This window comes from Vibrio maerlii (genome assembly GCF_003415655.1).
Lineage (GTDB): Bacteria > Pseudomonadota > Gammaproteobacteria > Enterobacterales > Vibrionaceae > Vibrio > Vibrio maerlii.
The window spans coordinates 273,136-297,488 of sequence record NZ_QRHC01000007.1 but is presented as its reverse complement, the minus strand read 5'-3'; the positions used below and the strand labels follow the sequence as shown (position 1 = coordinate 297,488).

Here is a 24,353-nt window from a genome sequence, read left to right as displayed (position 1 = left end):
ATAGCAACGGGTTAAAACACCAATGCCACTTGCCGCATACAAGCCAACATGTTGTATAATTGATTTAATCATGCGATATTGCTCGTCTATGAGGATAAAGGGAATGAGAATGATTACTCATATACAGGAAGATCGAGTTATGCCTCTAAGTGCAAAGATTCAAAAGCTTGGTTTAACCAATGAGCTCAGTGTCTCATTGTCCGATACTCAACTTTTGAAATTCGAAACGATCATTACCCCAATATCGCTGGAAATCTGTCGCCAGCATGGGCTGAAGTGCCAACCTGGCAATGGACAATGCACTAAGCTTGCCCAGCTCTTTACCCATTACATTACGTCTTGTTTTGATCTTCGATCGCAAGAGCTCTATAAAACGACTCGACAAGCTTTATGTGAATACTTCTTTCACGAATCCGTACAGCTTACTCAGGTAATTGCTATTGTTGGCGACTTCCAAATACTAGCCATCGAAAGGCTACTTCCTGAGATTGAATCAAACAACCTACCTACACTACAGCTAGCTTTATTACGCTTATTCAACTTAGATCTACAGATTTTTTGCGAGTACTACACTAAACAACAGCAACAAACTGAATGGGTTGACCCGCTGACTAACCTGATGAACGAGAAAGCATTCGATGCTGAGTTTGACCGAATAATTTCGATGAGTGGGCGCTTAGAATTTCACACCAGTTTATTGGCTATCAACATAGTTCAGTTTGCAAAGATCAATAGCCGTTATGGGCGTGACGAGGGGGATGAGCTTTTACAGTTAATCGCCGATAGCCTGCTTGAACACACTCGTATGTCTGATTACGTGGCAAGGCTCTACGATGATAAGTTCGCTATCATTTTGCCCAATACACCAATTGAGAACACGGCTATCTTGTGTGAACGCTTAATTGAACGAATTGAAACCAAGAGTGATTTAGATGTCATGCTCTCAATTGGTGGTGCAGAGTTTACCCCAGATAAACAACATACTCTTGAAGACGTATTTTATACCGCTCAAGAACGTATGAAAGAAGCGAAGAGCGACGCCTTAAGCGCGCAGAGCAGTAAACAAGTGATCAGTGATAAAAGAGAATCAGGCAACGTTGTGCACTTCTCTTTTCGACGATAATTACTTGCTTAGCAGAATAGAGTCACAATTCTATAAGTGAAGTTATCAAACATTCTCATTATAATAATATTTTGTTATTCCATATGAGTGCTCTCCAATGCTGAACCCTACTTGGTTAAACACCTTTAAAACTTTAATTGAGGTGGGTCACTTCACCCAAACCGCAGAGAAGCTATTTATGACTCAGCCAGGTGTGAGTCAGCACATCAAAAAGTTAGAGCAAAGCTGTGGTAAGGCTCTTATTAAGAGAGAAAATAAAAGTTTCGAGATAACCGAACAGGGCAAGCTTGTCTATGACTATGCCTGTCAGGTAGCTCAACAAGAAGAACTTCTGTTAGAAAGGTTAAGCTTCGATGACCCTTACTCAGGTAAATGTCACATCGGATGCTCGGGTTCACTTGCTTTGTTGTTATACCCTAAGCTTTTAGAGCAGCAAGCTAAACACGCAGGCTTACATATTCATATGGAAGCAGCCCCCAACTATAAGATCCTCAACGATCTACAACAAGGTAGCATCGATATAGGTTTGGTGACAGAGGTGGTCAACCCAAGCCTGTTTCAAGCAACCTGTTTAGGTAAGGAGCCACTGTGTTTGGTTTTACCGAAACGCTATGAGGGTATGGCAATCGATGCTCAAGTCCTTGAAGAGTGTGGGTTGATTACCCACCCCAACTCAAAACACTATTTGTCATTCTATTTTGAGTATTGTGATGATGCAGACCTAGCGAACATCAATGTTGAACAGCTGCCAGTCATCAGTTATATCAACCAACTCAACCAAATCTTAGTTCCCGTTGCACAAGGGATTGGCTTTACAGTATTGCCAAAGAGCACAGTTGAAAGCTTGGGATTAACGGAGCAACTCACGATCCATATTCCCAATGCTGAGGTATATGAAAATCTTTATCTAGTGAAGAAAAAGCATCGCGATTTGCCCTCTCGCTATGAAACTATTCAACAAGCAATCATTGACGCACTAGAGCTAATTTAACGACAGGCGATACGCTAGAGATTCACTAGTTCGCAGCTAGGTCTACGGCAATGGTTCGCCACTTACGAAGTTCGTCTTGTAGGTGGCGATATTGCTTCTCATCCATCGATTGGAACAGTTTCGATAAATGTACACGTGCGATCTGGCGATTTTCACTGCGCTTTAGTTCAAATTCCTGTGAAAACAGAGCTTCTGGCTCATAAAGCATTTGTTGGAATTGAGACTGGAACAAAGAGTCATTGTTCCTGTTCGCTAACAGCTGTGATAACTCATCACGAAACTTAGAATGATACGACACCCAATCTTGTCGAGTATCTTCTATTGATTCACTCCAATTGACAATCATACGTTCTTGTTCATCAGATATATCACCAAGCCATCGCTCCATGTTTTTACTGATACGTGATTGATAGAGCTCAACGCGCTCTTGCTCTTCAATATCAATGTATTCATCAGCAAATTCTTCGTGCTGCTCTTTTAAGTTCTCGAGAAGCTCTTCAACTTGTTCGTTAGACAGCTGCTTGGATAGTGCGTACAAATCAGGGGCAGCTTGCTGTATTAAGCGCTGAGAGTGCTCTCTGAAACGAGCTTCTTGTTTAGTTAGTAAGGTCACTGTAAAGTCGTTAGGCTTTAAAGAAAGCAAGTCATCGAAATGCTCAATATAAGTAGGTAGCTCATTCTCTTTATGCCACTCAGCCATAAGTTGAATGCGCTCGGTCAGGATCTCTTTCTGTGGGCGCTCCAAATCTACAAAGCTATCCACATAGTCGACAACGAACCAGTCTAGGTTGTTATATACAAACTTTTCACCACAAGCCGTCAGCGTCAAAATTGAAGCAAAGACGATAAAACGACGTAAAAACCCCATAGTCACCTCAACCTAATAACAAACAATCCACTTTTATACTTAGTTTCTGTCGAACAAGGTTAATTATAGGCCATCAAATAACGTAACAACCTCGGCCCGCCTGCTTACTTTGATACATTTTTTGGTCAACCAAGTGCATGATTTCTTCGTCGCTTTCACCTTGGCATATGGCTGCGCCTATACTCAACGAGATCTTTATCTCTTTCATATCCACAGAAAATGGACGCTCTTCCAGCAATTTTTGTAGTTCTTGAAGTTCACTTTCGAGAATACTTTCACTGGTAATATTATTGAGAATACAAAATTCATCACCACCTAGCCGATACACGACGCTCGATTCATCAAACGCAGCTTGAAGCACTTTTCCTATATGAATCAAAAAAGCATCTCCCGTAGGGTGGCCATAATTATCATTCACTTGCTTGAAGTAATCGACATCAATGCCAACAAGTGAGAACGGCTGCTTACTCGTTACTCTTTGCTTCAAATCTTCATTAAATGCACGTCGATTGAGCAGTCCTGTTAGCGTATCTGATACAGTTAGTAATTTCAGTTCATGAGTTCGTTGTACCAATTTTAGCTTCAGTACTTCTTTTTGCTGACTCAAGGCCCATATCGTCCAGCTAAGAACTGAAGAAAGCAACAAGCCAGCAACCATCAGGTAAAGCAAAATAATGCGATCATTGGGTGTGATAATTTCATCGTATTGAAATTCAACGACCCAATCTCGGTTAGGCAAATCAATCACCCGACTGATGTTTAGCGCAGCATCATCACGCCAATTCTCGGTTTGATACATCACCGCCTGATCCTCTGAATCAAAACCAGTATCTCGGATACGGATCATCAAGTCTTGTTCATGTTCAGTAGTATCCACCAAGTGCTGGAAATAAAGACTCATGCGGATCACCCCAATCACGATGCCACGCAAAGCCGTTCGCTCTCTATTGAAAACTGGATGGTAGACAAGTAACCCTTCTTTGGATAAATCTGCATCAAAACCATCTTGCAGCAAGCGAAGTGGATCAGAAAGGTGAGCATCACCCGTTTCTAGGGTACCTTTCAAAATACGTTGAAATCGCTCACGAGAAGAGTAGAACCCCAATAAGCTAAGGTTGATTGGTGACTTAGGATAAATGTCTGTGAGTACATAAATCGGTTCTTGATTCTCAAGCAAATAGCCTAGAGTCTTCTCCCCATCTTTGGGCACCGTGTAAATATCATAGGTCTCGAATCGTTGCCGCATCGTTTCTGTATGCTGTTCTAACTCTTCAAGCTCTACCTTTTTCATCCACTCAAAGGCAATAATACTGCTCTGTCTTTTTGCGATATTCTCTGCAAATCGTTCAAAAGCAACATAGTTCACCTCTGGTGTTGCTTCATAAAAATTCGCCACACTTCCTATATAGTCAAAATCATTATGAATTCGAGTTCTCAACGACCCAACCGTCACTTCTGCGACATTCACAAGCGTTTTTGTATTGTGCTTAATCATCCCCTGATAAACGATCCTAAGGCACAACAAGGTGACCAGCAGGCACCCAATAAAAACCACTGCCGTAGCAGCAAGCGCGTTCGATTTCATTAAGACTCTTCTTATTGATCTATATACATATATAGCGTAGTGAGATACCAAAAATTAACAACTTAATTATCGTGCTAAACCCATAAGTTTGAAAAGGGTTTCTCTTAAAACGGCGGCCAATAAACTTCAACTCCCCGTTCTTACGGTTCTCCCTACCGAAACTCGGACACATTTTGTCCGAATTCACGTTTATAATGTGTCAAACCTGCAAGAAGCATGCAAACGATGGCGTTATCATCTCGTCCAACATGGAGGCCACATGAATAAGCACCAAAGAATCAACAAAATCCGCATTCAGCTACTCACTGAAAAACGCGTGACTGTAGCAGAACTCGCTCATCAGCTGGCGGTTTCAGAGAGAACCGTTCGTCGTGATCTCAAAGAGCTTGCCGACAATGGGATTGCGTCTTTGTTCTTTGGCGGTGCTGAACTAATCAACGTCGGAAGCAGCGAACGCTTTCAAGAAGCAGGAATTAAAACCATCATGTCAAACCTAGCTATACCAGACGAGCAAATCAGCAGCAGTACTCAAGTCAACCATACTGACGTTTACGTATTAGGTTCATTCAATATTGATATCGTGTCAGAAGTCGATCTTTTCCCCAAACGAGGTGAGACCATCCACTCACTTTCGACAGGATTCTATCCTGGTGGTAAAGGCTCTAACCAAGCGACAGCGGCTTCTAAGGTCAGTAAAGCCGTTCATTTCACGACTAAGATTGGTCAAGATGAATTTGGACAAAAAGCGAAGAACTATCTTGCTTCTACAGACATTAACTCATTCAACACATTAGAAGACCCTGAGCAACCTACAGGTAATGCGATGATCATGGTTGAGCTGCAAAGCGGTGAGAACATCATCACTATCGACCTTGGTGCCAACAGCACTATCATGGAAGATGAGCTAACTAACGAGTTTGCCCATATCCATGACAGCAAGGTGTTCCTGACTCAACTAGAGAACAACTTTGATATTACGAAAATGGCTTTAGAGTATGCGCGCCGATCCCCCGCTCTTGTCATGCTGAACCCTGCACCATATCGCTCTGAGGTATCCGAGATTGTCCACCTAGTAGATATCATCACACCAAATGAAACAGAAGCAGAAAGTTTAACGGGCATCACCATAGAGGGTTTGGCGAGCGCAAGACTTGCTGCAGAACGACTCTTCGAGATGGGACCGAAAGCGGTGATCATCACGCTTGGGGCCAAAGGCTGCCTCTACTACAACGGTGAGCGTCATCAAGAATTTAAACCATTTAAAGCCGTAGTTACCGACACCAGTGGTGCGGGCGACTCATTCAACGGCTCCTTGGCTGCTTGTATTGCCCAAGGGCACACCATCGAATATTCAATCCGATACGCCAATGCCTTTGCATCCCTTGCCGTTGAACGCAAAGGGGCAGCCAACATGCCAAGTGCCGAGCTGGTCGAAGCTCGTCTATCACAACAGGAGTTCTAAGCTATGCAATCACCAAACTACCCTAACCTGAGCTTCGCACAACGAGCAACGCTACTAGAAGTACCTGCTAGCGGCAAAGTACCGATGGTCATCGACAGCGACACTTTTAATGAGATTGATGACCAGTTTGCAATCGCTTGGGCACTCCTAAACAACAAACGCATTGACCTACAAGCGGTGTACGCTGCACCATTTACTAACTCGATGTTCAACGACTCTCACGAAGCTGTCTCCGAAGCAAAAGTAGGTATGGAGCTCAGCTATGATGAGATTCATCGTGTGTTTGACCGAATGAACGTAGAAAACAAACCATTGGTTCTAAAAGGTTCGACTCAATACGTAAAAGACAGCAAAGAACCTGAGGTTTCTCCTGCTGTTCAAGACCTTATTGATCGAGCAAAACAAAGCGAACAAACACTACAAGTGGTCAGCATTGGAGCACCAACCAATATTGCTCACGCATTGCTTGCTGCACCGGAAATAATAAACAATATTCACGTAATCTGGTTAGGCGGTCACGCATTCGATTGGAAGAACACGGAAGAATTCAACCTGCTACAAGATATTGAAGCGAGCCGTACCCTACTTGATTCTGGTGTCGCGTTGACACTCGTCCCTTGTATGGGTGTTGCTAACACATTAGCAAGCTCGGTTCCTGAGATTCAGCACTATCTACTCGGCACCAGTGAGCTTGGTGATTACCTAGCGAAAGAAGCACCAAAATGTCCTTGGATTGGTTTTGCTAATAGAAAAGTGATTTGGGATATCGCAGCCGTCGGCTACGTCATCGAACCGAAATGGTTTACCGAAGAGATCAAAGCTTCCCCAATCTTGAATGACAACCTGACTTGGAGCTTCGACTTAACTCGCCACCCTATCCGAGTCATCAAATACATCGAACGCGACGAGCTTTTCGTCGATCTATTTACAAGAATAATTAACTGTTAAGTTTGAGGTCTATTCATGCAAACACTCATTATCTTGGGAGGGATGGTCGTACTCATTGCCATCGCTTTCCTCGCTTCTACCAATAGAAAGAAAATTAACATTCGCACGGTTGCCGGTGCCTTTGGCTTACAAGCCGCGATAGCTGCCTTCATCATGTTCGTTCCCGCGGGTCAAGCCGTACTGCAAGGTATCGCCAATGGTGTTGCTTCCGTGATGGGGTATTCTGGCGAAGGCATCAACTTCTTGTTTGGCGACCTAGGACGCTTCAAATCCGGCTTCATCTTTGCCTTCCACGTATTACCAATTATCGTATTCTTTAGTGCACTGATGTCGGTATTGTACTACCTAGGCATTATGCAACGTGTTGTGAAATATATTGGTATTGCAGTACAGAAAATACTGGGCACCTCTCAAGCTGAATCAACAGCTGCAGCAGCAAACATCTTTGTCGGCAACACTGACGTATTCGTAATGATGAAGCCCTACGCTCCGAAAATGACGCGCTCTGAACTGTTCGCACTTATGGTGGGTGGTTTTGCCTCAGTAGCAGGCTCTGTTCTTGTGGGCTATGCCAGTATGGGAATTGAGATCAAATACCTAGTGACGGCCGCATTCATGTCCGCTCCTGCAGGCCTTTTGTTCGCAAAAATCATTTACCCTGAAACAGAGAAAGCCGAAGAGGTTGAGCTGGATATCTATCAAAATGAAGAAAAACCGATCAACCTCATCGAAGCAGCGACAGCTGGCGCGTTCTCGGGTCTACAACTGGCGGCAGCGGTGGGTGTAATGCTCCTAGCGCTAATATCGTTGATTGCTATGGCTAACGGTATTCTAGGTGGAATTGGCGGCCTAGTTGGGTTCGAAAATCTGTCTCTAGAACTGATTTTCAGCTACATCTTTGCACCATTTGCTTTCTTGCTCGGTGTACCAACGACAGAGATCCTATCGGCAGGTTCATTACTCGGCCAAAAGCTGGTTCTTAATGAGTTTGTTGCCTTCTTAAACTTTGCAGAAATGAAAGAAGGGCTAAGCGAACATACTCAAATAGTGGTCACCATGGCGCTAGCAGGGTTTGCAAACTTGAGTGCACCGGCTGCGATGATTGGTGTTCTAGGTACCATCGTTCCAGATAAGAAACAATTCATCGCATCAATGGGAACACGCGTCATTTTAGGAGCTACACTGGCTAACTTAATGAGCGCGGCGATCACCGGTTTATATCTTTCATTGATGTAAGCAAAAACGCCTCTGCGATCTGCAGAGGCGTTTTACTTTAACCATTCAATTTTGATTTGCTCTGTGAAGTATTACTTAATCAGCCTTACGACCAGCGAACCCGGCGCTCTTACCGATTCCACGTTATGACTGATCACCGTAGCATCTACTGGTGCGTAATAGACTTCGACTTCATCACCGAAGCTATTGTATTGAGTCGCTAACTTCTGATTCTCTTCAACCCTATCCATCAACTCAACGTGACAAATCACGAAGCCTCCTTGATTGGCACGAACGCTGATGATTTCTTTACCCTCAACACATTTTGCCGTTGGTTCTACCTCACCTTGCAATAACTCATATGCCTTGAGGATATTCATTACCCCTGACGCTGCACGAGAGATCATTTCAATATCGGTGTAACGACCAATACCCACTTCAATAGTGATAGAAGGGATACCACTGCGGTTATACACGGTTTCCAAAATGCCAGGGTCGCCCGGATCATCCAAGATCACATCTGGATTGATCAATCTCGCCATACGAATTGCATCTTCTAAACGGTAATCCGCGAAAGCATAAAGAGGATACGCCGACCCACTGGTTTGCGAGTGAAGATCGATGGCTAAATCGGCGTTTGGCTTTAGAAGGTTTTCCCAAAGACTGTTGGCAAATCGACTGGCATCATCACCTTGTGGATTACCAGGGAAAACACGATTTAGGTTGGTTGAAGAGCTGTCTGGTGCAGCAGAGTGAAAATCTCGACTGTGTCGAGCAATGCCCGATAGATTGACCGCAGGAACAATCGTTACACAGCCCGCAATCTCTTGACCAACTAAGTCTCTCGCTATCTGCTGAGCCGTTAAGATACCATTTTGTTCATCCCCATGAATTCCGGCAGTAATCATAATGCGTTTACCAGGACGATGGCCTTTAAACACTCGCAGAGGCAAAGTTTGAGGATGCCCTACAGCGTCAGTCGCAACAGCGAACCAGAATTTATGCTCACCCGCTTCCAACGCGTTGACGTCTAACGCTTGAATGGTCGGAAACATAGGAAAAATACACTCATTTAGCGACTTACTCATTGATACCTCAGGCGATTTACAGTGTGCTTCTTAACGTTTAGTAGCTTTCCTACCTCCAGCTACTATACGGAACGGACAAGCCAGTTCATATACTCGCATACAAAAAAACCAGCTAAATTAGCTGGTTTCAATTAATCCGATTATAGAAAGCCTAAAAAGGTACTTCCACTTGCATCATCAAGTCCCCGTCGTGGGTTTCATGCCAACGGTAATCAAGGCGTACTCTGGGTGTGTCCGAGTTTTTATCACCCAATCCAACGCTCAGTTGTAAACCATGGCTCAGTAACCACTCTTCAGTGGTTAAATTTTTGTCTTGATCTAACTCTTCAGGGATCCAAACACCAAGGCCAAAATAGCTTTGAGAAACTTGTTGGGTAATGAATGGGTCCTCGTTATTACTCAGAACCCAATCACTCCAATAATTATCCTGCTCAACGTCTTCATCAAGCAGACCACCAACACTTAACAAGTTATCGGTAAAAGAGGTTAACCCATCAACGATGTCCAAACAAAGTGAAGACTCAGCTTCATCTTGCAACATCACGGAACGATCAAACGAAAGTTCACAGGCAGCATTAACCTGTTGGCTCATTGCCAACATAGACAGCGTAATTAATGCAGTTCGTTTAATCATACATTCACTATTTCAATCAATGACAACATTGTGGACAGACCACTTATTGATAAGGTTCACATTTTGCTATACCAACTGGTGTTCTGCAACACTTTTATCACATTTGGTGTTGAAAATTTGTCGATAGGTTGATCTTGGTTCAATGCATTTCGAATATCAGTACTTCTGACCTTAACTGTTTCTGGACACGCCATCACAGCCCACTTCTCCAATATTGCTTCTGACTTATAAAACTTAGAAAAATTGAACAAGTTATCAGGTCCAAGCACAAAGGTAAGCATAGACTCTGGATTCAATTCTTGTAGTTTTTTTAGTACAGAATACGTAGTAACCGATTCTCCTGGTTTATAAAGCGTTTCTTCAACATCAGAGCGAATGACATTTGACAGACCGAGATCAGAGATAAATGCGTCGACCAACTGACAGCGCTGTTGGTAATCCAACATCGTTTTACCCCATGCATGTGCAATGCTTGGCACTAATAACACTTCATCAAAATGCGTTAACCTTTCGATAACACTCTTATGCCCTAGACTTGGTGGATTAAAAGCGCTGCCAAATATCGCGATTTTTTTCATAGCTCAGTTTCACGTTTTTCTCTGCAAATAATTTGGGTATTATAAACAAATTCAACAAAATTAACGCATTTGCTTGCAGGAATGGAAAACGAAATGGAACAACAAATCAGAGAAGAGATGAAGGTTTTGCCTTCTATCGATGCCAACTTCGAAATCGAACGTCGCGTCGCGTTCATCAAAAAGCAGCTAGTTAACGCACGTTGCAAGAGCCTAGTGCTAGGCATCAGTGGTGGTGTCGATTCAACAACATGTGGTCGCCTTGCTCAACTGGCGGTGAATGAACTAAACAAAGAAGCAGGCTCTGAAGAGTACCAATTCATTGCTGTTCGCCTACCGTATGGTGAGCAAAAAGATGAAGACGAAGCTCAAATAGCGCTGCAGTTCATCCAACCTAGCCACTCTATCTCTCTAAACATTAAAGCAGGTGTAGACGGTCTGCATGCAGCAACAGATACTGCACTGGCTGATACTGGCCTTCTTCCTACAGAGGCAGCAAAAGTTGATTTCGTCAAAGGTAACGTGAAAGCGCGTGCTCGAATGGTTGCTCAATACGAAGTAGCGGGTTACGTCGGCGGCTTAGTGATTGGTACTGATCACTCAGCAGAGAACATCACTGGCTTCTACACCAAGTTCGGTGATGGCGCATGTGATCTGGCACCTCTATTTGGTCTAAGCAAGCGTCAAGTACGTGAGCTTGCAGCAACGCTTGGTGCTCCAGAGCTACTTGTTAAGAAAGTACCGACAGCTGACCTAGAAGAGCTAGATCCACAAAAAGCGGACGAAGATGCACTAAACCTTAGCTACGACCAAATTGATGACTTCCTTGAAGGTAAGCCAGTTTCTCAAGAGGTTTCTGATCGTCTAGTGAGTATCTACAACGCAACTCAACACAAGCGTCAACCAATTCCAACAATCTACGATTAATGAGTTAATCGCTATAAACGATAAAGGGAGCGATAAGTCGCTCCCTTTTTTACGACCAATCTTTGGCTAGTTAATGACTTCCAAGTCAGTTTGTGGAATACAGCAACAAGCTAAAGCTTTTCCGCCTGCGCGCTCATCATCCAGTAAAGCAGGTACGTCAGGTTGTTCAACCTGTCCAGATTCCACCGTCACCTTACAAGCACCACAGAACCCTGCTCGGCAGCTGTTAGAGATAGGAATGCCGGCTTTTTCCGCTTGCTCTAATAAAGAAGATTGGTTGTCACCAGTAAATACATTGCCATTCACACTGAGTTGGAGTGTTTTGACTTCATTGTCTACTTCACTAATCACATTAAAACTTTCTTGATGATAATGCTGAGGGTCCAAACCAAGGCCGATTAGCATCTTCTTAGCACTTTCCATGAAGCCATTAGGCCCACAAACAAACGCTTGTCGTGCATTTAGGTTCTCAACCTTACTTAATTGAGAAACACTCAATCTACCTTCGATACCTTGCCAGTTTCTTGATGGTTGGCTTAAAGCAAAAATAACTTTCAGACCTGGAAACTGCTCACTGTATTGGTCTAGTTCTTCCATTACCGGTAAATCATCTTCCGTGCTGCACTGATGATAAAACACCACATCATTCACCTGATTGTTGTCAGCCAAATAACGCAACATCGAAAGCATTGGCGTCACGCCACTGCCAGCTGAAAGCAATAATAATGGGTGGTGTAATGTATTGTCACTGAGATAGAAGTTTCCATCCGGGTTCTGAGCGACGATTTCATCCCCGACTTGCAAGTGATCCAACAGCCAGTTTGAGACCTTACCGCCATTAACACGTTTTACCGAAATAGAGAGCCGGCCTAGTTTGGTAGGCGATGACGAGATTGTGTAACGTCTTGCCACCATCTCACCATCAATCTCAACTTCAAACGGAAGGTGTTGACCAGGTTTGTAGCTAGGAATGCCGCCTTGCGACGGTTCAAACCAAAAGGTTTCAAAGTCGCTAGCCATCTTGTCACGAGCCACACACGTTAGCTTTAAGGATGGTTGCCAAGTATCCGGGTAAAACTCTTTATCTTTGTATTCAAGAACCTCAACCTTATCACCAGCACGAATCATCCCTTCGTTCTTCGCAACGAGATTCTGCCCAAAGAAGACGCCACCTCGCTCATTTGCTCTAAATTGAGACAGTGTGTTCAGTGGCTCTTTACTGCTTCGAAACTCACCTTTTTTTACATCAACCGTAGTTAGAATACAGCGCTCACACGGTTTTATAGCTTCAAACTCAACTTCACCAATCTTGATTCGCTTCCAACTATCTTCAATGAAAGGCTCATCGCCAGACACGACCAAATTAGTACGGAACTGATCCATGGTATGCAGCTCAGGGCTACGCTTGTTTAGTTCATCAAGAGACGCTTGGCTGATGATTAATAATGGATAGCCATCGGCGAAACTCACGTTATGGCCTAGCTTTTCTCGAATACGATTCGATTGCTCACCACAATATAAAAGTTCAACTCTTTGGCCAATGACCTCAGTAAACCAGTCATCTGCTTCGTCTATCGTGGTATAAGCCTCAAACTGATCTTTCCAAACCGTTGCAGAGGTTGGCTGAAGCTTAAAATCCTGATAACGGATTCGAAGCGGTTCTTTGGTTGGGAAAGTGAAGACCACACCATCTGATATTAGGCTCGCTTGTACTTTTACCATCTGCGGATATTTTCTCGCAGTCACCATACTGCCATCCGCTAAGGCCAACATAAATCTTCTATCAAAACTCAATCCTTGACGCTCTACCCAAGCATTAGAAAGAGAGATGCCAGCAATTGATTTGACTGGATAGATATTGATTTGAGAGAGCTGAGACTGTGACATGGGGACTCCACTGTATGAGGTTCTACATTCATGTTAACAGAAGCACATGAATCCGCGAACGAATCCTAATAAATAGGCTTATGTTTTTATTGTGTTTTTGGCAAAATCTCGTATATGCTAACAACTTGTAACAACAAAGTTAAATAAGGATATATCATGAATAAGCTTGTACTCATTATTCTCTGTGTGCTGTTACCACCACTGGGCGTATTTTTTGCAAAAGGAGTCGGTAAAGATCTGCTGATCAATATTGTTCTAACTATCTTCTTCTTCGTCCCGGGTATGATTCATGCACTTTGGCTAGCAACTCGTTAACTTTTATCCGAAAAAACGAGAAATTCTAAAAATAGGATGAAATTCAATACGGTTTCCACTATCATCCTGTCGCCTAAACGTAAGCGATTGCATTCACACTTTTCGCTGCGTTTAGGCTCCAATCAAAACAATTTCTACTGGTGGGAGCCTTCAAATGACGACACTTACGATTACACGCCCTGACGACTGGCATGTTCACTTACGCGACGGTGATGTACTTGCAGACACTGTACGTGACATCAGCCGCTACAACGGTCGTGCGCTAATCATGCCAAATACTGTCCCACCTGTTACCAACACTGAAATGGCTCTGGCTTACCGTGAGCGTATCATGGCAGAAAAACCAAGCGAGCAGTTTGAGCCACTAATGGCACTATACCTAACAGACAACACAACGCCTGATGAAATCCGCAAAGCGAAAGATTCTGGTGCCGTTGTTGCTGCAAAGCTGTACCCAGCAGGCGCAACAACCAACTCTGATTCAGGCGTAACTTCAGCTAAGAATATCTACCACGTTTTAGAAGCGATGGAAGAGGTGGGCATGTTGCTACTGGTTCACGGTGAAGTAACAACACACGACGTAGACATCTTCGATCGTGAAAAAGAGTTCCTAGACACGGTACTTGCACCTATCGTCAATGATTTTCCGAACCTAAAGATCGTTCTAGAGCACATCACAACGGCTGACGCAGCTGAGTTCGTAAAAAATGCTAACGATAATGTAGCTGCAACCATTACAGCTCACCACCTGCTTTACAACCGCAACCACATGCTTGTTGGCGGTATTAAGCCTCACTTCTACTGCCTACCTATTCTTAAACGCAACACTCACCAAAAAGCGCTAGTAGAAGCGGCAACAAGTGGCAGCAAGAAGTTCTTTATTGGTACTGACTCTGCACCACACGCTAAGGGTAAGAAAGAAGCAGCATGTGGCTGTGCGGGCTCTTACACGGCACACGCTGCAGTAGAGCTTTACACTGAAGTGTTTGAACAAGAAGGAAAGCTAGAAAACCTAGAAGCATTCGTTAGCCATAACGGCCCAGACTTCTATGGAGTGCCTCGCAACGCAGACACAGTGACACTAACGAAAGAAGAGTGGTCTGTTGAAGAAACGATGCCATTTGGTCAAGACATCGTAGTGCCAATTCGTGCAGGCGAGACAATTGGTTGGACAGTGAAGTAAATCTTTAAATAGTCACGAACTAAATTAAACGCAAAACGCCGCTGTTATATAACAGCGGCGTTTCTTTATCCATCAACCGGTTAAGAAAATTCAACGAGTTGATCTTAGAGCCGGCTTAAAAATCTATCTATCCAGAGGACTTCACCGTAAGCAATCCAATCAAAGACGGTAAAGAATACTGCGCAGATAACTGCCAGCTTAAGGAGTTTGTAAATGATAGCCATTGCGCTCTCCAAATATCCGTAATAGTCAACTAACTACCAATCCCAACTATAACAACCTAGGGTAATCCTTTTGTGTCAATTATTCACCAAAAATTATCGACTTCGATTGTCTTTAATCTCAGACCCCATTAATCTGTCATCCTTTCCCACCACAAAGCATTAACGGATTATGAAAACAGTCTCAACCTATCCTATCGGTCAATCTGGCGTAAAATGGGGTGACACAGAGCGCCAAGAATGGCGTGATTCAATGACAATCAAGCGCGAGTACCAGCAAGAAGTCGTCCCTAAGATCCAAGCGCTAAAAGAAAAGTTTATTGTCGAGCAGTATGGCGCACTGAGTTACAACCCTGAAAGATTTCCACTTTACTGTCTTAAGTCCAAACAGTGGAACGAGACCAAACCAACTATCCTAATTACAGGTGGTGTTCACGGTTACGAAACCAGTGGTGTACACGGTGCTCTGCTGTTTCTTGAGACTGAAGCAGAAAAATACCTACAGCATTTTAACCTTGTCGTTGCACCTTGCGTAAGCCCATGGGGTTACGAAGTTATCAACCGCTGGAACCCACTTGCTCTCGATCCTAACCGCTCATTCTATGCCGGTAGTCCAGCAGAAGAGTCAGCAAATCTAATGAACTTGGTTGAGTCTATTGGTAAAGATGTTCTGATGCATATTGATCTTCACGAAACAACCGATAGTGATGAAACCGAGTTCCGACCAGCGCTTGCGGCTCGTGATGGCATTGAATACATCGAGGGTATGATCCCAGATGGTTTCTACACGGTCGGTGATACAGCGAACCCGCAACTCGCATTCCAAAAAGCCATTATAGACTCAGTAGAAAAAGTCACTCACATTGCCCCTGCGGATGACCAAGGGCAAATTATTGGCTCTGATGTAGTGCAAAAAGGGGTCATTCTTTACCCAATGAAAAAGCTCGGCTTATGTGGCGGTGTCACGGATTGCCGTTTCGGCAGCACAACTGAAGTGTACCCAGACAGCGAAAAAGTCACTGATGAAGAATGCAACCAAGCTCAGGTTGCCGCTATTTGTGGTGGATTAGATTTCCTACTAGCCAATGAACTGTAATCTTAGCCGTTAGTGCCTCGTCCTAAAATACGTTGACAGTTTTATACTAAGCCAACTGCGTTAGCAATTGGCTTTTTTAATGGTTTGTAGCAAGTTTCGATGAGAAGTCATTGCCACGATAGGCCAACGTATTACCCTCAGCCGCTTTGGTAATGGTTCACTCAGGTCGATGCCTGACAGTGAATTAACAAAACCAGCTTCATTTGTCATACAATATATATCCCACAGGATAACCATTATATTTATTATGAAATCAATTTTATGCTTCGGTGATTCAAACACTTGGGGGTGCTCGCCTGATCTACCACGTAGATACAACCACGAAGAGCGTTGGACAAGGCTGTTGCAGTCTAAACTACCAGAAGGATATCTAGTTATTGAGGAAGGCTTAAACAGCAGGACGACAGTATTAGAAGATCCGTATGAAGCAGGTAAAAAAGGGCTAGATTATCTTCTACCATGCATCGAGAGTCATCACCCTGATTTCGTCGTATTGATGCTAGGAACCAACGACTTAAAATCGCGATTCAATGTTACCGCGAGCGACATATCTAAAGGTGCGGCACGACTCGTGACATTGATACAAAATTATCAGCACAATTTTATGCAAAAACCACCTCAAGTATTGTTAGTATCACCCACCCATGTTCTTGAGGTTGATCCATCAAAAGAGGGATTTGCTGGAGCTGAGGCGAAATCTAAAGAGCTCGGCTATTATTATCACCTTCGTTCTGAAGAATTAGGTTGTCACTTCTTCGATGCGGCGACTCAAATCCAGCCTTGCCCAAAAGAAGGTATCCACTGGCAAGCTGATCAACATAAGAAATTTGCTGATATTCTTGCACAGCGTATACCGACAATTTTGTAGCGGACTCACCTCAAGATCGTCGCCGTTTTTTAGGTCAAGCCCCTACAACAAACGATGCTTATATTGCTCTGGTGTAACGCCAGAGTATTTCTTGAACATTGAGATAAATGGGCTGGCTTGATTATAGCCTAGTGTCAATGCCACTTCTTTTACTGAGCTACCAGAGCGTAGCAGATCCATAGAATACACATAACGAACCCTTAAACGCCATTCAGTGAAACTCATCCCTAATTCACTCTGACAATATCTCGCAAGTGTTCGCTCGGTTGTATGTACTTTTTCAGCCCACTCTTTGAGTGTCGTTACGTCTGTCGGATTTTCTTCCACATGCTTAAGTATTGGCGCGAGATACTTGTTCGATGATGAAGGTAAGAAGTGCTGGTCTTGCTGCTGAGCTGAGAGTTGATCCACGAGAACCTGCACCAAACGTTTGTCTTGCTCCGTTGAAGCCGTACTGATCTCGCGACGACGAAAGTCCTCAATAATGGCAGAAACGATCGGTGTCACCTTAATTAGGCTCGTTCGCTCGGGAAAGTTCTTCGTTAATTCTGAAGGAATGTTCATTGAACAGTACTCAAGAGGCTTTCGGTTGTAGCTATGATGCACGACACCTGCAGGTACCCATATCGCCAAATGAGGTGGCGCTAGGAAACGAATGTTCTCTGCATGCATTTCTAATATACCGCCACTGATTAATTGAATCTGCCCCCAGTCATGGCTATGTACTCGTGTTTCCGTGTTCGACAAAAAAGCATCGAAGTTCATGAATACTTCGGCAGGTTGCTCGATATGAACTGAGGGATGCAAATGGCGGGAGTTCTTTTTCACACTTATCTTCCTACTGTGTGGAATGTCGCTTTGATGGTATATATTTTCGTAACGATCTGTCAATTAACCTTACATAATCAAAGGTTAGGTGGCGGTTAATCCATCAATACACAAAACGTAAAAAAACCCGACCATCTTTCGATAATCGGGTTTAGTACGAATTAATTTATGTTAGTCGCACTATCATCATCTGTTCGGGCAACATATTGAGAGGATAGTTGGAGATGCTTGCTTACGCCCTCTTCAACTCGATTCACCAATGAATCCCAGTGTACTGTTTTCACCTTAGCAAATATGGTTTCAAAGTTATCCATATCCCACTTGATAAAATCATATGGGTTCAATGCTCGACCAACAAACCGGATTTCGTAATGCAGATGCGGACCAGAGGATAAACCGCTGTTTCCAGAATAAGCGATCAAGTCGCCCTTCCTAACAAAATCACCGCTCTTAACAGCAAATTTTTGCAGGTGCGAATATGAGCTAGTAAAGCCATAGGAATGCTGCATTCGAAGATAGTTACCCGAGCCTTTGTTGCTCGGTCGGGTTACTTCAATCACCCCATCGGCCGGAGCATAAATTGGCGTACCAATATTCACACCAAAATCGGTACCGCGGTGCATACGGAATTTGCCGCTAACAGGGTGTTTTCGCTTACCAAAGCCCGATGAAATATAGCTATCCATTACCGGGGCACCATTAGGAATTTGAGTCAGCATTACCGTTCTTACTGAAGAGGTAATCGCAGCGGCATCTAATCGACTTTCAAGCTCCTCACCTACTTCATCAACTTCAAAGCCTAAAACTCGCTCTAGCTCACCGAGACGGTCAGAAACAAAAGTAATGCGTTCTTCACGCTCAAGTAAGTCTGTCTCTAAGTTAACTTTAAGCTCTTGAAGATTCTCAACTTCTTCAATCAATGAATTCGATTTAGACTCCAGTTCAACTTGCTTATTCTTAGCGAAATCTACCTCATCCATTAGGTAATAAATCGATACACCTGCACCTACCAGGCCAGAAAAAACCGCAACACCAAGGCCTCGTAAACTACGCGCAACCCATTTGCTCAGGTTAAATTCTTTAGTGCCTTTTGCAGAAGATATAGAAATTACTACTCGATCTTTCATGATGTGTTGTAATAGTGACTCAAATTACCAAGGGACGCGGATTGTAGCAGCATTCATAGCGAGAATATATTGAGTAAGGTTAACAAAACGACATTTCATTAAGAAACCCTCCTATTGAGTACACTAAACCCTTAATTTGATGACTATTTAACCAATTAATACAATTGTCAAAATATTCCAAATTCTTCTTCCAACAGAGCTATTCACAGATACAAAGCTTGGGGTATACTCGAAAAGTAAACAGTACCGTTTAGTATTTGAGGTATCTGACGTGGCTAAAGTCAGTGATATAAAACAAGACGATATCATTCGTTCTGCAATCGAAGTGTTTTCACAAAAAGGAGTGCATCAAGCTAGTATGGAAGGCATCTCAAAGCATGCCGGTGTATCAAAACGCACACTGTACAAATACTTCCCAAATAAACACGCCCTGTTTAAGGTCATTGTCGACAAGCTAATGTGTCGTTATGACGGACAAGAAGAGTTACGCTTTGTCGAAACCGAGCCTCTCGATGCTCAGTTAACAAGACTGACACTTAAAAAGATGTGTTATGTGACGACCAATGATTTTCAGCTGACAGCAAGACTCGTCATGTCTGAATGCATTCGTTGCCCAGAAATATCCGAGCTGCTAAGACAACGTTTTGCCGAGATTGAACAAACCTATGGCTTAAACGACTGGCTCAATGAAGCCATAAAACATGGTGCCCTTGAGATTGAAAACATCGAAATGGCTGTTGAGCAATTCTTCGGTAGCATCAAAGCAATTGTCTTTTGGCCTCAACTCATTGCGCATGAGGCTCCTGCATCACAAGAGACATTCGAGCTAGCAATTGAGACAGCTGTGCGTAACTTTTTAAAAGCTTACCAAACCACCTAATATAGAACAGCCAGGCATTCGGCTTGGCTTTGTTCTCTCTCACAATCTTCAATCTCGATGTATTCTCGCACCATTCTTACCATTGTTTTTAATTGAATAGAGCGCTTCATCCGCTTGCTTCATCGTTTTTGATAAATTGAAGCTCTCTGATGTATCAAAAGAGATCCCTATGCTGCACCCTACGCTTACTTCTTGATTGCTTTGCAAGTCAACCGGCTGGGATATTGCGTTAATGAATTCTTGTGCTAACGCCAGTAAGGTTTCATCGTCAGGCTTCTCATTACATGGAATAGTCACTAACAACTCATCACCACCCAATCGCGCCGCTAGCCCATTTTTAGGAGTTAACTTAGACAATCGATCCGCTACTTGTATAAGCACCTTGTCACCCGCTTGGTGACCAAAGCAATCGTTCACACTTTTAAACCCGTCCAAATCCAAGATAAACAACGCAAAGCCATTCACTGGCGTCAGGTTTTCTTCGATAAAACGTTCGCTACCGTAACGACTTGCGAGCTGAGTAAGCGGGTCAACCAATGCAAGATTTCGATAGTGAGATTCCATCCTCTCGATCTTGCTTCTTAGCCCTCTCTCACGCTCGATCATTGCTACTGATGAGTTGGAAAAGCGGTTAAAGCTATCCATGACCATGGCAACTTCACGGCTTGTCGCTTCAGATTGCGTTTCAAAAAATAGGCCATCACCCGGTTTGAGCAGTGATACCTTTGCTGCGAATCGCCGTAAAGGTTCAATGACCAAACTTCGAACACCTAGAAGAACCAACAACAGCATAATGACAAACTGAATGAATTGTCGTTTAAGTTGCACTTGCAATGAGGTACGGCTCCGCTCATTCAGTACCTGTGTGTCTGGATAAATGGTTAGATAACCGATCCCAATTCCATCTACTGGCGAATTAAGAGAAAAAGTCATAACTCCTTCATGAGTATAACCTTGATGGAAAGTTTGCTTTTCAAAAGGAATCGACTTCGAATGACCAATTGCAACACCGGCAATCTCGTCATGTAGCAGTAATGCAGAGGTCACCTCATTAGCAATCTCCTCGCTATTGACGAACAAAGCGATAGCAGCGGACTTAGAAACCGTTAAGGCGAGCTTTTCTATTAACTCGGTATGTACCTCTTCAATATTTCGTTGTTCTCGTTCATAGCCAATAATAAAGGCAAGGCACATATAGAGAAATGCACCGAAAAGAAAGAATTTCATGAAGTGACTAAGTAGCGTCGGATACTTATTCATGCAGAGTCAATATTACCTTGAGATTTTTAGTTTGTGGCTTTAACACGGAATAACCGATCACATGCTCATTCTCGATAAGTAAAGCTTCGAGTCGTTCTTGCGAGCCAATTTCTATCGGGGCTTTTTTACGACCAGAGAAACGAAGTCGAGCCCAATAGGCGTTGACTTGTCCCAGGGATAGACCGGTCAGCGTCTTATAGAAAATAGCTTTAGTGTCGCCTTCTCTATCAATTAAGCCTGAAACGAACGTACCATCTATCTGATTAGTTTTGCCAAGATATAAGTTCTTTAGTTTGGATTGGCTGACTTGTTCAATAGGCATTTCGCTATTCACAATAACGTGTATGTCCGCCAAAGCGGAAAAGCTAGCGATGATCGTTAAGATGAATACCAACAAACGCCATTTCATGAGTTCCACCCTAGAACACGTAGTTCAGGCTAGCGGTGTAGACATGGATCGTTTGTCCCTTCTGCATGCTTCGAGGATCGGCATACCAAAGCCCATAACCATAATCCTCAATATTAACCGCATCAAACTGGAACTTGAGTGCTATGTTGGTTGCTATGTCATAGCGTACTCCCAATGAAAGCGTTGTTTGATCAACCCGATTCACGTTACTGTTCAACGCAGCCATCTCGTTGTACAGCTGCAGGTCGCTGCCGTCAGCTCCCCACACACTAGTGGTTTCAACAGGGCCATCTTTGGGGATAAAAGTACTGACAATCCCATAGGGTGTTAGGTTACCAAACGTACGACCTAACATGGCATAGCCGCCATATCCAATGGGGGTCAATCCTGATTCAGATTCCAACTTGTTTAACTCAACTTGAAATAACCATTCGCCGTCGAAGTATTGGCTACCGATAAAGTAATAGTGTGTGGTGTTCTCATCTAACTGAAAATTATTGAGATAATTTTGCGCATCTACACGTATATTTTCAGGAGTGTTCGGAGCATCTTTGATCGCTTCCAGTGCGTCGATCTCATGCTGGGTTTGATCATCCCATCCTGCGCTAACATCTTTGACAATGGCAACAGCAATATTATGATTCCAATTGCCATGAGAAACCCTAAAGTTGGTCAGCCACGCATTATCAGCGGTAACTTCCACATGGCTACTGCTGTTTCTTGGATAATAAAACTTCCCGTTACCGTATTGCAGTGTCAATGAATAAAGAAACTGATCTGTCTCCCAATAGCGTGTTGCGCTAACACCGTCAATCGAATTAAACCCCTGAAAACCATAAACCTCTTTCACTGGATAAGCCCATAAGTGAGCAAAATCGATATTACGGCTATCTGATGCAATATAGATATTTGGAGCGAATCGCCCCGCCTTCAATGACCACTTTTGATTTGGGTTATATTGGATAAAACCAAGGTTCAAATAATCAATAGCATCGTGATAATGGTTGGAAGGTTCGTATAGCGCTTGAGCCGTCGCTGACCATTGTTCTGAGAAGAAATAATCGAGCTGAAGGGCTGCATTACTTGAGTGTTTCCAACTCCCTTCATCTAAATCTGATTGATACTGATTTGCACTGCGAATGTTGCCAACATCATCGGAATCATCGTATGAGTACCCTAGACTACCAAAACCAGAAATAGCCCAGTCTTGGGCTGAGAGGCTTGATGATGCTAACAGTGCTAGAGGCAAGAGCCGCCACATAATAAGTCCATTTACAGTGTGCTATATTCATTAGAACTTTAACACTCAGTCATACTGTAAACAACACAGTTGTTAATTTTATTTTCTCAGTTTGTTAACTAAACCCATAACGATTAAATATAAAACAAAAGCAGCTAAAAAAGCTGCTTTTGAATATTTTTCTAGGGTGTTTGTCGGGCTATTTAAGGACTCGAGCCTTTGATGGTTTGCCTTTCAACCGACCATTTGAAAGCTGCTTCATTGCCACTTTTACTACTGAATGTTCGACAGCAACGTAAGACTGCATCGCTTTCACATTGATTTTGCCAATTTTGTTGAAATCGATACCGGCTTCTTTAGTTAATGCACCGATAATATCGCCAGGACGAATCTTCGCTTTCTTGCCACCTAAAATTTGGATCGTCACCATCGGTGCGTAGAATGGCTTTTCATATATTTTTTCAGGCAGCGCTTCTGGCTTAACCTCGATATCCATGTACTCTTCAATACGAGCAACACGATACTGTTCTTTCTCAGTAAAGAAACTAAATGCGATACCCTTGCTGCCTGCACGACCGGTACGCCCAATGCGATGAACATGAACTTCAGGGTCACGAGTCAGTTCAAAGTTGAATACAGCGTCTAAATTATCAACATCAAGACCGCGCGCTGCCACGTCAGTCGCCACGAGAATAGAGACACTCTTATTCGCAAACTGGATTAATGCTTGATCACGTTCACGCTGTTCCATGTCACCATGTAGTTCAATCACACTAAAGCCTTTATGGTGAAGTTCATCGGTTACATTCTGAACTTCACGCTTAGTATTACAGAACACGACTGAAGACTCGGGCTTGTATGTCAGCAACAAGCTTTCTAATACTTCATCTCGCTGCTCCGTCGATTCAACTTGGTAAAACTTCTGTGCAATCGAAGTCGTTTGGTGTGTCGATTCTACTTTCACCAGTTCAGGATTGCGCATAATGCGGTCGGCAATTGATTTGATCTCTGTCGGGAAAGTCGCACTGAACAGAAGAGTTTGGCGATCAGCAGGTGCTTGACCGATTATCTCATCCAACGCTTCTTGGAACCCCATCTCTAGCATACGGTCCGCTTCATCCAATACCAAAGTATTGAGTTCGTCTAGATTAATACGACCTTTGACTAGGTGATCAAGAATACGACCCGGAGTGCCCACCAGAATATGTGCCCCATGCTCTAACGAGCCAATCTGCGGCCCCATTGGCATACCACCACATAGCGTTAACACCTTAATGTTGTGGATACCGCGCGCCAGTGTGCGGATCTCTTTTGCAACTTGATCAGCAAGCTCACGAGTTGGGCACAATACAAGCGACTGCACACGAAAGCGCTTTACATTAAGGTTAGAAAGCACACCCAAACCAAACGCCGCGGTTTTACCTGACCCCGTCTTACCTTGACCAATGACATCTTTGCCCGCTAACACCATAGGCAATGCTTGCTCTTGAATTTGAGTCATAGAGCTGTAGCCCAGTGAATCAAGAGTGCTAAGTAGTTCTTCTTTAAGTGGTAGTGTCGAAAATGGCGTTGTCACTGGCGTTTCCTCAAGGTATTGCGCGTTTAGCGGGTGCGGTATTATGC

Annotated in this window: 23 protein-coding genes; 11 read left to right on the top strand and 12 right to left on the bottom strand. The window is 43.5% G+C overall.

What is annotated here, in order from left to right; translation table 11 throughout:
• Nucleotides 1-109 precede the first annotated feature (109 nt).
• Both DPF91_RS14410 and DPF91_RS14405 read left to right on the top strand, forming a co-directional pair.
• On the top strand, nucleotides 110-1,123 hold the full coding sequence (locus DPF91_RS14410; protein ID WP_164684190.1) for a GGDEF domain-containing protein: 1,014 nt from the start codon (nucleotides 110-112) through the stop codon (nucleotides 1,121-1,123).
• 97 nt (nucleotides 1,124-1,220) lie between these two features.
• Entirely contained in the window at nucleotides 1,221-2,114 is an 894-nt protein-coding gene (locus DPF91_RS14405) for a LysR family transcriptional regulator (protein WP_117235124.1), read from the top strand.
• 25 nt (nucleotides 2,115-2,139) lie between these two features.
• On the opposite strand, the gene DPF91_RS14400 is transcribed toward DPF91_RS14405, so the two are convergent.
• A complete protein-coding gene (locus tag DPF91_RS14400; protein WP_117235123.1) occupies nucleotides 2,140-2,982 on the bottom strand; it encodes a DUF6279 family lipoprotein in 843 nt (280 codons plus the stop codon).
• 73 nt (nucleotides 2,983-3,055) lie between these two features.
• Nucleotides 3,056-4,567: a diguanylate cyclase domain-containing protein gene (locus DPF91_RS14395; RefSeq protein ID WP_117235122.1), complete on the bottom strand. Its 1,512-nt coding sequence runs from the start codon at nucleotides 4,565-4,567 to the stop codon at nucleotides 3,056-3,058.
• 259 nt (nucleotides 4,568-4,826) lie between these two features.
• On the opposite strand from DPF91_RS14395, the gene DPF91_RS14390 reads away from it, so the two are divergent.
• The 3 genes from DPF91_RS14390 to DPF91_RS14380 are packed head-to-tail and all read left to right on the top strand — an operon-like array spanning nucleotide 4,827 to nucleotide 8,213.
• Entirely contained in the window at nucleotides 4,827-6,029 is a 1,203-nt protein-coding gene (locus DPF91_RS14390) for a PfkB family carbohydrate kinase (protein WP_117235121.1), read from the top strand.
• A 3-nt stretch (nucleotides 6,030-6,032) separates the two neighbouring features.
• Nucleotides 6,033-6,977 (top strand): nucleoside hydrolase, encoded by a 945-nt coding sequence (locus DPF91_RS14385; RefSeq protein ID WP_117235120.1) that lies wholly within the window; start codon nucleotides 6,033-6,035, stop codon nucleotides 6,975-6,977.
• 15 nt (nucleotides 6,978-6,992) lie between these two features.
• A complete protein-coding gene (locus tag DPF91_RS14380) occupies nucleotides 6,993-8,213 on the top strand; it encodes a NupC/NupG family nucleoside CNT transporter (RefSeq protein ID WP_117235119.1) in 1,221 nt (406 codons plus the stop codon).
• A 71-nt stretch (nucleotides 8,214-8,284) separates the two neighbouring features.
• On the opposite strand, the gene DPF91_RS14375 is transcribed toward DPF91_RS14380, so the two are convergent.
• The 3 genes from DPF91_RS14375 to DPF91_RS14365 all read right to left on the bottom strand — a co-directional run bounded on the left by DPF91_RS14375 (nucleotide 8,285) and on the right by DPF91_RS14365 (nucleotide 10,492).
• Nucleotides 8,285-9,280: a succinylglutamate desuccinylase/aspartoacylase family protein gene (locus tag DPF91_RS14375; RefSeq protein ID WP_117235118.1), complete on the bottom strand. Its 996-nt coding sequence runs from the start codon at nucleotides 9,278-9,280 to the stop codon at nucleotides 8,285-8,287.
• 151 nt (nucleotides 9,281-9,431) lie between these two features.
• Nucleotides 9,432-9,914: a hypothetical protein gene (locus DPF91_RS14370; RefSeq protein WP_117235117.1), complete on the bottom strand. Its 483-nt coding sequence runs from the start codon at nucleotides 9,912-9,914 to the stop codon at nucleotides 9,432-9,434.
• Between the two features lie 56 nt (nucleotides 9,915-9,970).
• Nucleotides 9,971-10,492, bottom strand: coding sequence for a nicotinate-nicotinamide nucleotide adenylyltransferase (locus DPF91_RS14365; RefSeq protein ID WP_117235116.1), 522 nt, complete (start codon nucleotides 10,490-10,492; stop codon nucleotides 9,971-9,973).
• A gap of 93 nt (nucleotides 10,493-10,585) precedes the next feature.
• On the opposite strand from DPF91_RS14365, the gene nadE reads away from it, so the two are divergent.
• On the top strand, nucleotides 10,586-11,416 hold the full coding sequence (gene nadE / locus DPF91_RS14360) for an ammonia-dependent NAD(+) synthetase (RefSeq protein WP_117235115.1): 831 nt from the start codon (nucleotides 10,586-10,588) through the stop codon (nucleotides 11,414-11,416).
• Nucleotides 11,417-11,482: 66 nt separating this feature from the next.
• Here the strand turns inward: nadE and DPF91_RS14355 are convergent, their stop codons facing one another.
• Nucleotides 11,483-13,303 carry a hybrid-cluster NAD(P)-dependent oxidoreductase gene (locus tag DPF91_RS14355; protein WP_117235114.1) on the bottom strand — a complete coding sequence of 607 codons (1,821 nt, stop codon included), beginning with the start codon at nucleotides 13,301-13,303 and terminating at the stop codon, nucleotides 11,483-11,485.
• Between the two features lie 156 nt (nucleotides 13,304-13,459).
• Here DPF91_RS14355 and DPF91_RS14350 point away from each other — a divergent pair, with 156 nt between their 5' ends.
• The 4 genes from DPF91_RS14350 to DPF91_RS14335 all read left to right on the top strand — a co-directional run bounded on the left by DPF91_RS14350 (nucleotide 13,460) and on the right by DPF91_RS14335 (nucleotide 16,986).
• Nucleotides 13,460-13,618 (top strand): YqaE/Pmp3 family membrane protein, encoded by a 159-nt coding sequence (locus tag DPF91_RS14350; protein ID WP_117235113.1) that lies wholly within the window; start codon nucleotides 13,460-13,462, stop codon nucleotides 13,616-13,618.
• A gap of 154 nt (nucleotides 13,619-13,772) precedes the next feature.
• Entirely contained in the window at nucleotides 13,773-14,801 is a 1,029-nt protein-coding gene (gene pyrC / locus DPF91_RS14345; protein WP_117235112.1) for a dihydroorotase, read from the top strand.
• Nucleotides 14,802-15,194: 393 nt separating this feature from the next.
• The gene (locus DPF91_RS14340; protein WP_117235111.1) at nucleotides 15,195-16,118 is read left to right on the top strand and encodes a M14 family metallopeptidase; all 924 of its coding nucleotides are present in this window, start codon (nucleotides 15,195-15,197) and stop codon (nucleotides 16,116-16,118) included.
• 247 nt (nucleotides 16,119-16,365) lie between these two features.
• Complete coding sequence (locus tag DPF91_RS14335; protein WP_117235110.1) at nucleotides 16,366-16,986, top strand: SGNH/GDSL hydrolase family protein; 621 nt, start codon at nucleotides 16,366-16,368, stop codon at nucleotides 16,984-16,986.
• 42 nt (nucleotides 16,987-17,028) lie between these two features.
• Here DPF91_RS14335 and DPF91_RS14330 read toward each other — a convergent pair whose 3' ends face one another.
• Together DPF91_RS14330 and DPF91_RS14325 are read right to left on the bottom strand one after the other, a co-directional pair.
• Entirely contained in the window at nucleotides 17,029-17,814 is a 786-nt protein-coding gene (locus tag DPF91_RS14330; RefSeq protein WP_117235109.1) for an AraC family transcriptional regulator, read from the bottom strand.
• Nucleotides 17,815-17,975: 161 nt separating this feature from the next.
• The gene (locus DPF91_RS14325; protein ID WP_117235108.1) at nucleotides 17,976-18,941 is read right to left on the bottom strand and encodes a M23 family metallopeptidase; all 966 of its coding nucleotides are present in this window, start codon (nucleotides 18,939-18,941) and stop codon (nucleotides 17,976-17,978) included.
• 271 nt (nucleotides 18,942-19,212) lie between these two features.
• On the opposite strand from DPF91_RS14325, the gene DPF91_RS14320 reads away from it, so the two are divergent.
• Nucleotides 19,213-19,821 (top strand): TetR/AcrR family transcriptional regulator, encoded by a 609-nt coding sequence (locus DPF91_RS14320; protein ID WP_117235107.1) that lies wholly within the window; start codon nucleotides 19,213-19,215, stop codon nucleotides 19,819-19,821.
• A 48-nt stretch (nucleotides 19,822-19,869) separates the two neighbouring features.
• Here the strand turns inward: DPF91_RS14320 and DPF91_RS14315 are convergent, their stop codons facing one another.
• From DPF91_RS14315 to dbpA, 4 genes are all read right to left on the bottom strand, one after another.
• Nucleotides 19,870-21,081 carry a GGDEF domain-containing protein gene (locus DPF91_RS14315; protein WP_117235106.1) on the bottom strand — a complete coding sequence of 404 codons (1,212 nt, stop codon included), beginning with the start codon at nucleotides 21,079-21,081 and terminating at the stop codon, nucleotides 19,870-19,872.
• Entirely contained in the window at nucleotides 21,074-21,490 is a 417-nt protein-coding gene (locus DPF91_RS14310; RefSeq protein ID WP_117235105.1) for a hypothetical protein, read from the bottom strand. Before DPF91_RS14310 ends, DPF91_RS14315 begins: the two co-directional genes overlap by 8 nt.
• Before the next feature lie 10 nt (nucleotides 21,491-21,500).
• Nucleotides 21,501-22,751 (bottom strand): hypothetical protein, encoded by a 1,251-nt coding sequence (locus DPF91_RS14305; RefSeq protein ID WP_117235104.1) that lies wholly within the window; start codon nucleotides 22,749-22,751, stop codon nucleotides 21,501-21,503.
• 178 nt (nucleotides 22,752-22,929) lie between these two features.
• Nucleotides 22,930-24,306: an ATP-dependent RNA helicase DbpA gene (gene dbpA, locus DPF91_RS14300; protein WP_117235149.1), complete on the bottom strand. Its 1,377-nt coding sequence runs from the start codon at nucleotides 24,304-24,306 to the stop codon at nucleotides 22,930-22,932.
• Between the last annotated feature and the right edge of the window lie 47 nt (nucleotides 24,307-24,353).